The sequence below is a fragment of the Streptomyces sp. NBC_01723 genome (assembly GCF_036246005.1).
In the GTDB taxonomy this organism is placed as follows: Bacteria; Actinomycetota; Actinomycetes; order Streptomycetales; family Streptomycetaceae; genus Streptomyces.
The window spans coordinates 3850201-3863586 of the sequence record NZ_CP109171.1 but is presented as its reverse complement, the minus strand read 5'-3'; the positions used below and the strand labels follow the sequence as shown (position 1 = coordinate 3863586).

The 13386-nt window shown below is 72.2% G+C and carries 10 protein-coding genes, 2 tRNA genes and 1 riboswitch; of the genes, 9 read left to right on the top strand and 3 right to left on the bottom strand.

Going from position 1 to position 13386, the window contains the following annotated elements:
* Positions 1-8 precede the first annotated feature (8 nt).
* From OIE75_RS17710 to OIE75_RS17700, 3 genes are all read left to right on the top strand, one after another.
* Positions 9-2156 (top strand): DEAD/DEAH box helicase, encoded by a 2148-nt coding sequence (locus OIE75_RS17710; RefSeq protein ID WP_307013544.1) that lies wholly within the window; start codon positions 9-11, stop codon positions 2154-2156.
* A gap of 116 nt (positions 2157-2272) precedes the next feature.
* The gene (locus OIE75_RS17705; RefSeq protein WP_329471445.1) at positions 2273-3808 is read left to right on the top strand and encodes an amino acid permease; all 1536 of its coding nucleotides are present in this window, start codon (positions 2273-2275) and stop codon (positions 3806-3808) included.
* Positions 3809-3924: 116 nt separating this feature from the next.
* Positions 3925-3997, top strand: a tRNA-Lys gene (locus OIE75_RS17700).
* Between the two features lie 60 nt (positions 3998-4057).
* Here OIE75_RS17700 and OIE75_RS17695 read toward each other — a convergent pair.
* Positions 4058-4837: an NAD(P)H-dependent oxidoreductase gene (locus OIE75_RS17695; protein ID WP_307013540.1), complete on the bottom strand. Its 780-nt coding sequence runs from the start codon at positions 4835-4837 to the stop codon at positions 4058-4060.
* A gap of 139 nt (positions 4838-4976) precedes the next feature.
* On the opposite strand from OIE75_RS17695, the gene OIE75_RS17690 reads away from it, so the two are divergent.
* From OIE75_RS17690 to OIE75_RS17665, 6 genes are all read left to right on the top strand, one after another.
* On the top strand, positions 4977-5831 hold the full coding sequence (locus OIE75_RS17690; RefSeq protein ID WP_307013537.1) for a helix-turn-helix transcriptional regulator: 855 nt from the start codon (positions 4977-4979) through the stop codon (positions 5829-5831).
* A 109-nt stretch (positions 5832-5940) separates the two neighbouring features.
* Positions 5941-7098 carry a dihydrofolate reductase family protein gene (locus OIE75_RS17685; protein WP_329471444.1) on the top strand — a complete coding sequence of 386 codons (1158 nt, stop codon included), beginning with the start codon at positions 5941-5943 and terminating at the stop codon, positions 7096-7098.
* A 56-nt stretch (positions 7099-7154) separates the two neighbouring features.
* Positions 7155-7228 (top strand) — tRNA-Met (locus OIE75_RS17680).
* A gap of 149 nt (positions 7229-7377) precedes the next feature.
* Complete coding sequence (locus OIE75_RS17675) at positions 7378-8613, top strand: PP2C family protein-serine/threonine phosphatase (protein WP_307013532.1); 1236 nt, start codon at positions 7378-7380, stop codon at positions 8611-8613.
* 224 nt (positions 8614-8837) lie between these two features.
* A riboswitch (cyclic di-AMP (ydaO/yuaA leader) is annotated at positions 8838-8994 on the top strand.
* A 10-nt stretch (positions 8995-9004) separates the two neighbouring features.
* Entirely contained in the window at positions 9005-10042 is a 1038-nt protein-coding gene (locus OIE75_RS17670) for a M23 family metallopeptidase (protein ID WP_329471443.1), read from the top strand.
* A 135-nt stretch (positions 10043-10177) separates the two neighbouring features.
* Positions 10178-11122 (top strand): aldo/keto reductase, encoded by a 945-nt coding sequence (locus tag OIE75_RS17665; protein WP_329471442.1) that lies wholly within the window; start codon positions 10178-10180, stop codon positions 11120-11122.
* 22 nt (positions 11123-11144) lie between these two features.
* Here OIE75_RS17665 and OIE75_RS17660 read toward each other — a convergent pair whose 3' ends face one another.
* Complete coding sequence (locus OIE75_RS17660) at positions 11145-12515, bottom strand: PrsW family intramembrane metalloprotease (protein WP_329471441.1); 1371 nt, start codon at positions 12513-12515, stop codon at positions 11145-11147.
* A 10-nt stretch (positions 12516-12525) separates the two neighbouring features.
* Positions 12526-13374 carry a tRNA (guanosine(46)-N7)-methyltransferase TrmB gene (gene trmB, locus OIE75_RS17655; protein ID WP_373462977.1) on the bottom strand — a complete coding sequence of 283 codons (849 nt, stop codon included), beginning with the start codon at positions 13372-13374 and terminating at the stop codon, positions 12526-12528.
* Positions 13375-13386: the final 12 nt, after the last annotated feature.

The following is a 13386-nucleotide window of genomic DNA, read 5'->3' as shown; positions in this document are numbered from 1 at the left end:
GCATTCGCATGTCCATCACCAGTACTGATCACGTCGTCGTGCCCGAGAACGCCGAGGGCGTGGAAGGTACGCCGGAGGCCGTGCAGGCCCCCGCGACCCCCGAAATCACCTTCGCCGACCTCGGTCTGCCCGAGGGCGTCGTGCGCAAGCTCGCGCAGAACGGCGTGACCACCCCCTTCCCGATCCAGGCCGCGACCATTCCGGACGCGCTGGCGGGCAAGGACATCCTCGGCCGGGGCCGCACCGGCTCCGGCAAGACCCTCTCCTTCGGTCTGCCGGCCCTGGCCACGCTGGCCGGCGGCCGCACCGAGAAGCACAAGCCGCGCGCCGTCATCCTGACGCCGACCCGTGAGCTGGCCATGCAGGTCGCCGACGCGCTCCAGCCGTACGGCGACGTCCTCGGCCTGAAGATGAAGGTCGTCTGCGGCGGTACGTCCATGGGTAACCAGATCTACGCCCTGGAGCGCGGCGTCGACGTCCTCGTCGCCACCCCGGGCCGCCTGCGCGACATCATCAACCGCGGCGCCTGCTCCCTGGAGAACGTGCAGATCGCCGTCCTCGACGAGGCCGACCAGATGTCGGACCTGGGCTTCCTGCCCGAGGTCACCGAGCTGCTCGACCAGGTCCCCGCGGGCGGCCAGCGCATGCTCTTCTCGGCCACGATGGAGAACGAGATCTCCACGCTGGTCAAGCGCTACCTGACCGACCCGGTCACGCACGAGGTCGACAGCGCCCAGGGCAACGTGACGACCATGTCGCACCACATCCTGGTCGTGAAGCCCAAGGACAAGGCCCCGGTCACCGCCGCGATCGCCTCCCGCAAGGGCCGCACGATCATCTTCGTCCGCACCCAGCTGGGCGCCGACCGCATCGCCGAGCAGCTCTGCGACTCCGGTGTGAAGGCCGACGCGCTGCACGGCGGCATGACGCAGGGCGCGCGCACCCGGGTCCTGGAGGACTTCAAGAAGGGTTACGTCAACGCGCTCGTCGCCACCGACGTCGCCGCGCGCGGCATCCACGTCGACGGCATCGACCTGGTCCTGAACGTGGACCCGGCCGGCGACCACAAGGACTACCTGCACCGCGCCGGCCGTACGGCCCGCGCCGGCCGCACCGGCACCGTGGTCTCGCTCTCCCTGCCGCACCAGCGCCGCCAGATCTTCCGGCTGATGGAGGACGCGGGCGTCGACGCCACGCGCCACATCATCCAGGGCGGCGCGGCCTTCGAGCCGGAGGTCGCCGAGATCACCGGGGCCCGGTCGATGACCGAGGTCCAGGCCGAGTCGGCGGGCAACGCCGCGCAGCAGGCCGAGCGCGAGGTCGCCCAGCTCACCAAGGAGCTGGAGCGGGCCCAGCGCCGCGCCACCGAGCTGCGCGAGGACGCGGACCGCCTGGTCGCCAGGGTCGCGCGGGAGCGGGGCGAGGACCCGGAGACGGTGCTGGCCGAGGTGGCCGCGGCCGCGACCGAGGTCTCGCTGCCCGAGCAGCCCGGCGCGCGCGACGTCGAGAAGGTGGAGAAGCCGGAGCGCGGCGCCTCGGCCGGCCGCGACCGCTTCGCCGACCGCGGCGACCGTGGTGACCGCCGCGATGACCGTGGTGGCCGTTCCTTCGAGCGTCGTGACGACCGCGGTGACCGTGGTGGTTTCCGCCGTGACGACCGCCGTGACGACCGTGGTGGCCGTTCCTTCGAGCGTCGTGACGACCGCGGTGACCGTGGTGGTTTCCGCCGTGACGACCGCCGCGATGACCGTGGTGGCCGTTCCTTCGAGCGTCGTGACGACCGCGGTGACCGTGGTGGTTTCCGCCGTGACGACCGCCGTGACGACCGTGGTGGCCGTTCCTTCGAGCGTCGTGACGACCGCGGTGACCGTGGTGGTTTCCGCCGTGACGACCGCCGTGACGACCGTGGTGGCCGTTCCTTCGAGCGTCGTGACGACCGCGGTGACCGTGGTGGTTTCCGCCGTGACGACCGCGGTGAGCGCGGCGGACACCGCGGCAGCGACCGCCCGTTCAACCGCGACCGCCAGGGCGACCGTCCCGGCTTCCGCTCCGGCGGCCACGACCGCCCGTACGGCCGCCGTGACGACCACCGCGGTTCGTCCGGTTCGTCCTTCGGCCGCCGTGACGACAAGCCCCGCTGGAAGCGCAACGGCTGACGCCTGAACGTCCGTACGCGCCGCGGCCCCTGCCCTGACGGGTGGGGGCCGCGGCGCTCTCGTTTCGGCCACGTGGTGACGCATGTCACGCCCGCCGCAAGGGAATTGCTGGGGTCATGACAGATGACGCCAAAGTGAGTGGGCTGTCGGACGAGGAACGGCTGGCCCAGCTCGGCTACACCCAGGTTCTGGCCCGCCGCATGTCGGCGTTCTCCAACTACGCGGTCTCCTTCACCATCATCTCGGTGCTCTCCGGCTGCCTGACGCTGTATCTCTTCGGCATGAACACGGGCGGCCCCGCCGTCATCACGTGGGGCTGGGTCGCCGTCGGTCTGATGACCCTCTTCGTCGGCCTGGCGATGGCCGAGATCTGCTCGGCGTACCCGACCTCGGCGGGCCTGTACTTCTGGGCGCACCGCCTGGCGCCGCCCCGTACTGCGGCGGCCTGGGCGTGGTTCACGGGCTGGTTCAACGTGCTGGGCCAGGTCGCGGTGACCGCCGGCATCGACTTCGGCGCCGCGTCCTTCCTGGGCGCGTACCTGAACCTGCAGTTCGACTTCGAGGTCACACCGGGCCGCACGATCCTCCTCTTCGCGGCCATCCTCGTCCTCCACGGCCTGCTGAACACCTTCGGCGTCCGCATCGTCGGCCTGCTGAACAGCGTCAGCGTCTGGTGGCACGTCCTCGGCGTCGCGGTCATCGTGGGCGCGCTGACCTTCGCCCCCGACCGGCACCAGTCGGCGTCGTTCGTCTTCGGCGAGTTCGTCAACAACACCGGCTGGGGCAGCGGCGTCTACGTCGTCCTGATCGGCCTGCTGATGGCCCAGTACACCTTCACCGGCTACGACGCCTCCGCCCACATGACGGAGGAGACGCACGACGCGTCCACGGCCGGCCCGAAGGGCATCGTCCGCTCCATCTGGACGTCGTGGATCGCCGGCTTCGTCCTCCTCCTCGGCTTCACCTTCGCCATCCAGTCCTACGAGGGCGCCCTCACCTCCCCGACCGGCGCGCCGCCCGCCCAGATCCTCCTGGACGCGCTCGGCGCCACCGCGGGCAAGCTGCTGCTCCTGGTCGTCATAGGGGCGCAGCTGTTCTGCGGGATGGCGTCGGTGACGGCGAACAGCCGCATGATCTACGCCTTCTCCCGCGACGGCGCGCTGCCCTTCTCCCACGTCTGGCACACCGTGAACCCGCGCACCCGCACGCCGGTCGCGGCGGTCTGGCTGGCGGCCCTGTCCGCGCTGGCCCTCGGCCTGCCGTACCTGATCAACGTCACGGCCTACGCGGCGGTGACGTCGATCGCCGTCATCGGCCTCTACATCGCGTACGTCATCCCGACCCTGCTGCGGGTCCGCAAGGGCGACGCCTTCGAGCGCGGGCCGTGGCATCTGGGCCGCTGGTCCCGGGCGGTCGGCGTGGTCGCGGTGGCGTGGGTCGGTGTCATCACGGTCCTGTTCATGCTGCCCCAGGTCTCCCCGGTCACCTGGGAGACCTTCAACTACGCGCCGATCGCGGTCCTGGTCGTCCTCGGCTTCGCGGCGACCTGGTGGCTGGCCTCGGCCCGCCACTGGTTCCTCGACCCCGACCACGCCCGCACCCGCGCCCGCGTGGCCGCCCGCGCGAACGCCCCCGAGCCGGTGGACCCGTAGCCCGGCGCACCCACCGCCCTCCGACGCGGCCGTGACCCCGATACCCGATCGGCGTCCCGGCCGCGTCGGGCTATGCTCGGTGTGGCAACATCACGCAGCACCGCGTGGTACCCCCTGGGCCCTTAGCTCAATTGGCAGAGCAGTGGACTTTTAATCCATTGGTTGTGGGTTCGAGTCCCACAGGGCCTACGCGTTGGACCCCAGCTCACAGCAGGACCGAGCTGGGGTCCTGTCCGTTTCGCACGGTGGTCACCCGCGCACGTGCAGCCCGAAACCGGTGCGGCCCGCGGGTTCCAGCCCCTCCTTCAGGTGCAGCGACGGGATCTCGTAGTCACCGGAGTTCTGCCGCCGGAACGCGATCGGCTCGGTCGACTCCAGCGTGAGCAGGCGCTGCTCCCACGCCTTGGCGACGTCCGGGTAGTCCTCGACGGTCATCCGGTCGACGCCGTACAGCACGAACGGCGGCAGCACCTCGATGCCGGGGTAGTAGAGGATGCCGTGGTGGATCGGGAACAGCAGGTCCTCGATGGGGCCGTTGACGCCGCGGGCGGCGTAATGCGGTTCCTGGCCGCCCACGGTCACCGACAGCATGGCCTTCCTGCCCGCGAGGGTGCCTTCGCCGTAGCGCTCGCCGTACTTGGTGTCGCTGTGCTCGCCGACGCCGTACGCGAAGCGGAAGGTGAACACCCGGTCCACCCAGCCCTTGAGGATCGCGGGCATCGAGTACCACCACAGCGGGAACTGGAAGACGATCGTGTCGGCCCACAGCAGCTTCTCCTGCTCGGCACGCACGTCCGGGGTGAGCGTCCCGCCCTCGAAGGCCCGGCCCGAGTCCCGGGCGACCTTCAGCGGACTCGAGGCTTCGGGGCCGTAGTCCGCGGCGTCGACGACCGCCTTCCAGCCCATCGCGTACAGATCGCTCACCCGTACCTCGTGCCCGGCGGCCTCCAGGGTGGACACCGCGAGGTCCTTCAGCGAGCCGTTGAGCGACTTCGGCTCCGGGTGGGCGTGGACGATCAGCGTCTTCACGGGGACTCCTTCGGATCGGATGCCTTCGATCCTGGACGCCGCGGCGCCCGGCGTTCAGGGACGCCCTGACCACCGGACGGGACTTCCTGGTATCAGCGGGACCACCTTCACGGACCCCACCCGTGGCCATACTGGGGGCATGGACGATCTCGCGGGTTTCCTCCGGACCCGGCGTTCCCGGGTCGACCCGGCGGCCGTCGGCATCCCCACCGACCGCCGCCGCCGGGTCGAAGGGCTGCGCCGCGAAGAGGTCGCGCACCTGTCCGGAGTCAGCGTCGACTACTACGTACGCCTGGAGCAGGGCCGCGCCACCCAGCCCTCCGAGCAGGTCCTCGACGCGCTCGCCCGCGTCCTCGGCCTCGACGAGACCGAACGCGGGCACCTCCACCGGCTCGCCCGGCAGCGCCGCCGCCGGGCGAAGGCACCGGCCTCCCGCGTCCGGCCGGAACTGCTGCGCGTCCTCGACCTGGTCGCCGACGCACCCGCGCTCATCATGAACCACCGCCTGGACGTGCTCGCCGGGAACCGCCTTGCCGGGCTCCTCTTCGGCCGGCCGCTGCCGGGCCTGAACACCGCCCGGCACATCTTCCTGGAGGAGGCCGAGCGGGGCCTCTACGCGGACTGGGAGAACTGCACCCTCGACGCGGTCGGGCACTTGCGCCTGGCCGCAGGCAAGTTCCCGGACGATCCCCGCCTGGCCTCGCTCATCGGCGAGTTGGCGATGGGCAGCGAGCGCTTCCGCCGCCTCTGGGCCCGCGCGGACGTCTGCGCCCGCACGCATGGACGCAAGGCATACCGGCACCCGCTGGTCGGACTGCTGGAACTGCACCAGGAGAACTTCGCGATGCCGGACGCGTCGGGCATGGAGCTGCTGGTGCTGTCCGCGGCCCCCGGCAGCCCCACCGAGGACGGGCTGCGCCTGCTCGCGGGCCTGGGCGCGGACGGCGACGACGCGCATCCTTCGGTGAACGCCCCCAGGTCCGCGAGTAACTGAACGACGCCGGCGTGGGACGGCTACCGTGACGGCGAGTACGGCCCCGGCGGGAACGGCCCGCGGGGCGGTTCCGCGACCGGGGCCGAAGCACGAAGGAGCACGTCCGGACATGACCGCCCACGAGAGGGCCGGCAGGCCCCTCCCCTACGTCCTTCTCTCCGCCGCCGTCTCCCTCGACGGCTGTCTGGACGACACCGGGCCCGACCGGCTCCTGCTGTCCAGCCCCGCCGACTTCGAGCGGGTCGACGAGGTGCGGGCCTCGGTGGACGCGATCCTGGTCGGCGCCGGGACGATCCGGGCCGACAATCCGCGGCTGCTGGTGAACTCCGCCGAGCGGCGGGCGGCGCGGGTGGCGGACGGCAGGGCCGAGTACCCGCTCAAGGTCACCGTCAGCGGCAGCGGTGAACTCGACCCGGCGGCGCGGTTCTGGCACACCGGTGGGGAGAAGGTGCTGCTGACCACGGACGAGGGGGCCGGACGGGCCCGGGCACTGGGGATCGCCGGCGATGTCGTCGTCCCGCTCGGCGACTCGCTCCACTGGCGGGCGGTGCTCGAGTACCTGTACGACCGGCGCGGGGTGCGGCGGCTCATGGTGGAGGGGGGCGGGACCGTCCACACCCAGCTGCTCCAGCAGGAACTCGCCGACGAGCTGCAGCTCGTACTCGCGCCCCTGCTCGTCGGTGACCCGGCCGCGCCCCGGCTCTTCGGGCCCGGCGCCTACCAGGGCGGGCGGCTGCGGCTGGTGGAGTCGCGGCGGATCGAGGACGTCGTGCTGATGCGGTACCTGCCGACCGCACCCGGCACCGGCGACCGCGTGAGCGCCGCCGACCGGCACTGGCTGGCGCTCGCCTGCGAGCTGGCGGAGCTGTGCCCGCCGTCCCGGACGGCGTTCAGCGTGGGGGCGGTCGTGGTCGCCGCCGACGGGAGCGAGCTGGCGCGGGGGTACTCGCGGGAGGGCGGCGACGCCGTCGTGCACGCCGAGGAGGCCGCGCTCGCCAAGGTCGACCGCTCCGATCCGCGGCTCGCGGGTGCCACCGTGTACAGCAGCCTGGAGCCCTGTGCGCGCCGCGCCTCCAGGCCCGCGCCCTGCGCCCGGCTGATCCTCGACGCCGGGGTGCGTCGCGTGGTCACGGCCTGGCGGGAGCCGGACACCTTCGTGCCGGGGGCGGACGGCGGCGGGGTGCTCGCCGCCGGGGGCGCCGTCGTCGTCGTACTGCCGGAGTACGAAGGGCGGGCGAAGGCGCCCAACCGCCACCTGGCGGGATAGAGGGATACCGATGTGCATTCGGCCCCCGGGATGACGTACAGTGGTGAACACAACGACGCGGGGTGGAGCAGCTCGGTAGCTCGCTGGGCTCATAACCCAGAGGTCGCAGGTTCAAATCCTGTCCCCGCTACTGAAGGCCGAGGGCCGGAATCCGAAAGGGTTCCGGCCCTCGGTGCGTTCACCCGCTCGGCCCTCACCACTCGCCGCCCACCCCCGTCGCGGGAAACCTGGAGTACGGCACGGCAAGCGGCGCGGACAGGGGGCGGCGGGAGACCAGTGGTGCGGGCAGGCGATGTGGAGGACGAGGGAGCGTACGCCAGAGCCGGCGGCCGGCTCCCCGGCGATCCCGTGCCCGACCCGGGCCTCGGGGGCGAGATGGCGCCCGTGCCGCCCGCCGGGCAGCCGAGGCCGTGGCGCACGTCCTACGGCCGCACCCTCGCGCGCTCGCTCCCCGTACTGCTGATCGTCGTCGCCGTCCTGTACGACATCTTCACCCCGCGCTACTTCACCGCCGGTCCCCTCTACACCGCCGCGCCGCTGGTCGCCGCCCCGATCTACTCCCGGCGGGGCACCGCGCTCACCGGGATCGCCGTGGTCGCCTCGGTCATCGGGCTGCAGCTCGGCAAGGGCGTCATCCACTACGTCGACTCCCTCACCGAGCTGATCACCATCGCGACGGTCGCCGCGCTCGCCGTCTTCGTCAACGCCTTCGTCCGCCGCACCGACGAGCGCCTCGCCATCGCCCGGGAGATCGCCGAGGCCGCCCAGCGCGCCGTACTGCCCGAGCCGGCCGAGCGGATCGCCGGCTTCGAGATCGCCGCCTGCTACGAGGCCGCGCAGGCCGGCGCCTTCATCGGCGGTGACCTGTACGCGGTGCAGGACAGTGCGCGCGGCGTCCGGCTCATCGTGGGGGACGTGCGGGGCAAGGGCATGGGAGCGGTGGCCGCCGTCGCCGTGGTGATCGGCGCCTTCCGGGAGGCCGCCGAACAGGAGGCGACGCTGGAGGCGGTGGCACAGCGCCTGGAGCGGGCGCTGGCCCGCGAGGGCACCCGGCGCGAGGGACTGGACGCCTTCGAGGGCTTCACCACCGCCGTCCTCGCCGAACTCCCGCACGGCGCCGGGACCGTACGCATCGTCAACCGCGGGCATCCGCCGCCCCTGCTGCTCCACGGCGACGGCACCCTGGGGCCGCTGCCCGCCCGGGAGTCGGCGCTGCCGCTCGGCATGGGCGAGCTGGGTGTGTGGCCCGACCGCGCGGAGGAGACGGCCTTCCCCGGTGGGGCCACGCTGCTGCTGTACACCGACGGACTGTCGGAAGCCCGGGACGAGCGGGGGGAGTTCTACGATCCGTACGCGCGGCTGTCCGGTCGCGTCTTCCGTCATCCGGCGAAGCTGCTCGAAACCCTCGCCCGCGACGTGCGCCGCCACTCAGGGGGCGGGATGGCGGACGACATGGCGCTGCTCGCCGTACGGCGGCCACGGCGCGGCGACCATGATCATTGTCACGAGCCGTGACGGGGTGGCATCCCTCCGCATAACAACTGACGTACCGTCAGAAAGAAATGCCGTGAAGGGGAATACCGAGGCGCGGTCAACTCGCCCGGTTTTCACCGATCCTGAGGTGTACGTCCCGGCTGTCTTCGTTAACGATCAAGAGGAACAGCTTGGAATCCGGCCCCCGGGTCTATTAACGTTCGATAACGCAGCGCGGTCGTCCCAGCCGTCACAGAAGGCGGCTCCGTGCGCACGCGCCGAATCCCGCAAGGGAACCGGGGAACCACCACATTGGGGTGAATCGGGCGTTTGACGCCGTGGCAACACGGCTGCATGCGCGCGTAGGAGACCTTCCTGCTCCGAACCCGTCAGCTAACCCGGTAGGCGAAAGGAAGGAAAGGAGTACGCCCACGTGGCGTCCAACCGGCCTGCCCCCGAGGCCCCGTTCGTGCCCAGTCGGCACGACACCGACACCTTCGGCTACGAGAACTACCGCACCGAAGAGGGTCCTTGGGAGGAGTGGAATCCCACCGAGGACTCCATCCGCCCCGTACGCGGCCGGCACCGCGTCGCCAAGCAGCGTGGCGGGCTCGCCCGCAGCTCCACCGTCCTCGGCGTCGGTGTCATAGCCGCCGTCGGTGCGGGCGGCATGGCCAGCGCGCAGACCGGCAAGCCGCCGGTGTCGATCTCCATGCCGGACCTGCCCAACGTCGGCTCGCTCATCTCCGACGACGCACCGCAGCCGGAGGGCTCCAGCACCCCGCTCAGCGGCATCGGCGTGACCGCCGCCGCCGACACCGCGGAGGGCACCGACACCGCCGGCGCCGGTGAGTCCCTGCGGGCCCGGATCATGGCGCAGGCCGAGCAGCAGCAGGCCCAGGTCGAGACCAAGGCCGCCGCCGAGGCCGCCGCGGCCGCCGAGAAGAAGGCCGCGGAAGCCGCCGCCAAGGCGGAGAAGGAGGCCGAGGCCAAGGCCGCCGCCGCCAAGAAGAAGGCGGAGGAGGAGGCCGCGAAGAAGGCCGAGGCCGAGCGCCTGGCCAAGCTGGCCATGCAGTTCACGCTGCCGACCTCCTCGTACACGATCTCCTCGACCTTCGGTCAGGCCGGCGCCTACTGGTCCTCCGGCCACCACACCGGCCTCGACTTCGCCGCACCCACGGGCACGCTGCTCAAGGCCGTGCACAGCGGCACCATCACGTCGGCCGGCTGGGACGGGTCGTACGGCTACAAGACCGTGCTCACCCTGGATGACGGCACCGAGATCTGGTACGCCCACCAGTCCTCGATCAGCGTCAGCGTCGGTCAGGAGGTCACCACCGGTGACGTCATCGGCCGCGTCGGCGCCACCGGCAACGTCACCGGCGCCCACCTCCACATGGAGGTCCACGCCGACGGCGGCTCCGGCATCGACCCGATGGCCTGGCTGCAGAGTAAGGGCCTCACACCCTGAGCCACCGGCCCATCCGCTTCCCCGCTGGTCCCCGGCGGTCCTGACGGCAACCCCCCGACGTCAGGGCTGCCGGTTTGCGGGGTTTTTGCGTCCGTGCCGGAATGACCTGATCCGGTGCGTTCGTTGACGCCCTACATGACTTCTCTGCGCAAGCTCGGCTCCTCCGACCTGGAGGTCTTCCCCCTCGCCCTCGGCGGCAACGTCTTCGGCTGGACCGCCGACCAGGACCGCTCCTTCGCCGTCCTGGACGCCTACACGGCGGCCGGCGGCAACTTCGTGGACACCGCCGACTCGTACTCCGCCTGGGTCGACGGCAACAGCGGCGGCGAGTCCGAGACCGTCCTCGGCCGGTGGTTCGCGGCCCGCGGCAACCGTGACGACGTCGTCCTCGCCACCAAGGTCAGCCAGCACCCCGAGTACCCGGGCCTGTCCGCCGCGAACATCAAGGCGGCGGCCGACGCCTCGCTGCGCCGCCTGGGCACCGATCACATCGACCTCTACTACACGCACTTCGACAAGCCCGAGGTGCCGGTCGAGGAGATCATCGGCGCGCTGGACGAGCTGGTGAAGGCGGGCAAGGTGCGGCACATCGCCGCCTCCAACATCTCCGCCGAGCGGCTCGCGGCCTCCCTGGAGTTCTCCGACCGCGAGGGGCTCGCCCGGTACGTCGCCCTCCAGCCGCACTACAACCTGGTCTCGCGCGACACCTACGAGGGCGGGCTGCGCGACCTCGCCGAGCGGTCGGGCCTGGCCGCCGTGCCGTACTACGCCCTCGCGGCCGGCTTCCTCACCGGCAAGTACCGGCCCGGCGCGAGCGTCGACAGCCCGCGTGCGGGCGGTGCGGGCAAGCACCTGGAGACCGAGCGCGGCCGGCGGGTGCTCGCCGCCCTGGACGAGATCGCCGAGGCCCACGACGCCCCCGTCGCCACGGTCGCCCTCGCCTGGCTGGCCGCGCAACCGACGGTGGCCGCGCCGATCGCGTCCGCGCGCACGGTGGAGCAGCTGCCCGCGCTGCTGGGCGTCGCGGAGCTGAGCCTGACGGACGACGAGGTCGCGCGGCTGACGCGGGCCTCGGCCTGAGTGTGACGCCGCCGGTGCCCGCCTACGGGCGGTAGGGGCCCGGCGGTGCGTACGGGTGGGCGTACGGGACGTACGGCGCCTGAGCGGGGTACGGCGTCTGGGCCGGGTACGGCGCCGGAGGGCCGCCGCCGTACGGGCCGTAGGTGGCGTACGGGTACGCCCAGGGCGGCGCGGGCCGGGGTACGGGTGGTGCCGTCGAGCGGGCCGCGTGGTCCAGGGCCGGGCGGGCCGCGCCGCGCCGGTGCCACAGGGCGTCCAGCATCTCCCGCTCCCGCGCGGCGTAGTCGGCGCCCGCCCGGCCCCGGCGGCCGCGCTGCCGCAGGAACGCCAGCGAGGTCGCGTACGCCTCGTACTGGGCCACCGCGCGTGCCGCCTCCTTCCCGCCGTGCCGCCGGGCGTGCTGCCGGGCGACGCGGCGGGCCCGCATCGAGCCGAGCGCGTGCGGCTCCGCGGGCGTCAGCCATCCGGCCAGGACATACGCGGGCAGCTCGGCCCGTACGGTGCCCAGTTCGCGCTGCCGGGTCCAGATCACCAGCCAGGTCAGCAGGCCGAAGGCCGGCACCATGAAGGCCGCGTACACGGCGTAGAAGCCGTACTCGCCGAACGCGGCCGAGCCGTTCCACAGCGCGTGCACGCCCATCGCGAGCAGCAGGCCGGAGAGCGGGAGCAGGGCGCGGCGCAGGCGGTGGCGGCCCGCGGAGAGCGCGGCGATGCCGAAGCCGATGCCGGTGAGCACGGTGAAGAGCGGGTGCGCGAACGGGGACATCACGACGCGGACGAAGAAGGTCGCCGCGGTGACGGAGGCGATGCCGCTGCCGCCGGTGAGCTGGTCGGCGCCGAACGCGGTGCCGAGGTACAGGATGTTCTCGGTGAAGGCGAAGCCGGTGGCGGTGACCCCGGCGATCACCACTCCGTCGACTATGCCGGTGAAGTCACGCCTGCGGAACAGGAAGACCAGGAGGACCGCGGCGGCCTTGGCGGACTCCTCGACGACCGGCGCTATCACCGTGGCGCCCAGGGTGTCCGCGCTCGCCGGGTCCGCGGTGGCGGTCGCTATCCATCTGGTCGCGAAGCTGTTGGCGACGATCGCTATCAGCGCCGCCGCGCAGGCGCCCCAGGAGAAGCAGAACAGCAGGTTGCGCCAGGGGCCGGGGTCGACCCGGTCCAGCCAGCGGAAGGCGGCCAGGAGCAGCGGCACGGGCAGCACCGCGAGGCCGAGCCCGACCAGGAACCCCCGGGTGCCGGTCTGCTCGCGGACCAGGGCCAGGATCACCAGACCGGAGAGCGCGAGCAGCGTGATCAGCGCGCCGTATCGCACCCAGGACCGCTGCCACCAGTGCGGATGCGTACGCGGGAACGTGGGCTGACGCGTCGGACACGGGGGACTGGCCACGGCATGGACCCTAACCGGTGGGGGGCTGCTCTTCGTGGGGATCGCGGAGCTGTACGCGGCGGAAGAGCAGGTCGTTCACCACATGTCCCTTGTCCAGTCCCTGGCCCTCGAACCGGGTCAGCGGCCGGTGCGCGGGACGCGGCGCGAAACCGCCGTCCGGGGCGGTGTTCTCGAAGTCGGGGTGCGCGGTCAGCTCGTCGAGCATCTGCTCGGCGTACGGCTCCCAGTCGGTGGCGCAGTGCACGAAGGCGCCCGGCGCGAGCCGGGTCGCGGCCAGGGTCAGGAACTCCCGCTGGATCAGGCGCCGCTTGTGGTGACGCTTCTTCGGCCACGGGTCGGGGAAGTAGACGCGCAGTCCGGCGAGCGAGCCGGGGGCTAGCATCTCGCGGAGCAGGATGATCGCGTCGCCGTTGGCCACCCGGATGTTGGACAGGCCGTTCCGCTCGGCGAGACCGAGGAGGTTGCCCTGGCCCGGGGTGTGGACGTCCACGGCGAGGATGTTGGTGCCGGGGTCGGCCTCGGCCATCTGCGCGGTGGCCTCGCCCATGCCGAAGCCGATCTCCAGGACGACCGGGCGCGCGTCGCCGAACAGCTCGCCGAGGTCGAGGTCGCGCTGCCCGTCGATGTCCAGACCCCACAGGGGCCACAGCCTTTGCAGCGCGTCCGCCTGGCCGGCCGTCACGCGGCTGCGCCGGGGCTGGAAGCTGCGGATCCGCCGCTCGAAGTGCGATCCGGCGGGATCGGCCTTCGGCCCGTCCGGGAAGCGCGGCTCCCCCTTGGCACGGGTGTGCCTCAGGGAGGTGCCGGTGTGGGTGGCGGCTGGCTGGTGAGCGTCGGGGGCGCTGGGGAAATCAGACACAGTGCCCCCAAT

Bases quoted from the DNA above. Each gene is read 5' to 3' on its own strand.
- OIE75_RS17710 (WP_307013544.1), top strand. From the start codon at position 9: ATGTCCATCACCAGTACTGATCACGTCGTCGTGCCCGAGAACGCCGAG.
- OIE75_RS17705 (WP_329471445.1), top strand. From the start codon at position 2,273: ATGACAGATGACGCCAAAGTGAGTGGGCTGTCGGACGAGGAACGGCTG.
- OIE75_RS17690 (WP_307013537.1), top strand. From the start codon at position 4,977: ATGGACGATCTCGCGGGTTTCCTCCGGACCCGGCGTTCCCGGGTCGAC.
- OIE75_RS17685 (WP_329471444.1), top strand. From the start codon at position 5,941: ATGACCGCCCACGAGAGGGCCGGCAGGCCCCTCCCCTACGTCCTTCTC.
- OIE75_RS17665 (WP_329471442.1), top strand. From the start codon at position 10,178: ATGACTTCTCTGCGCAAGCTCGGCTCCTCCGACCTGGAGGTCTTCCCC.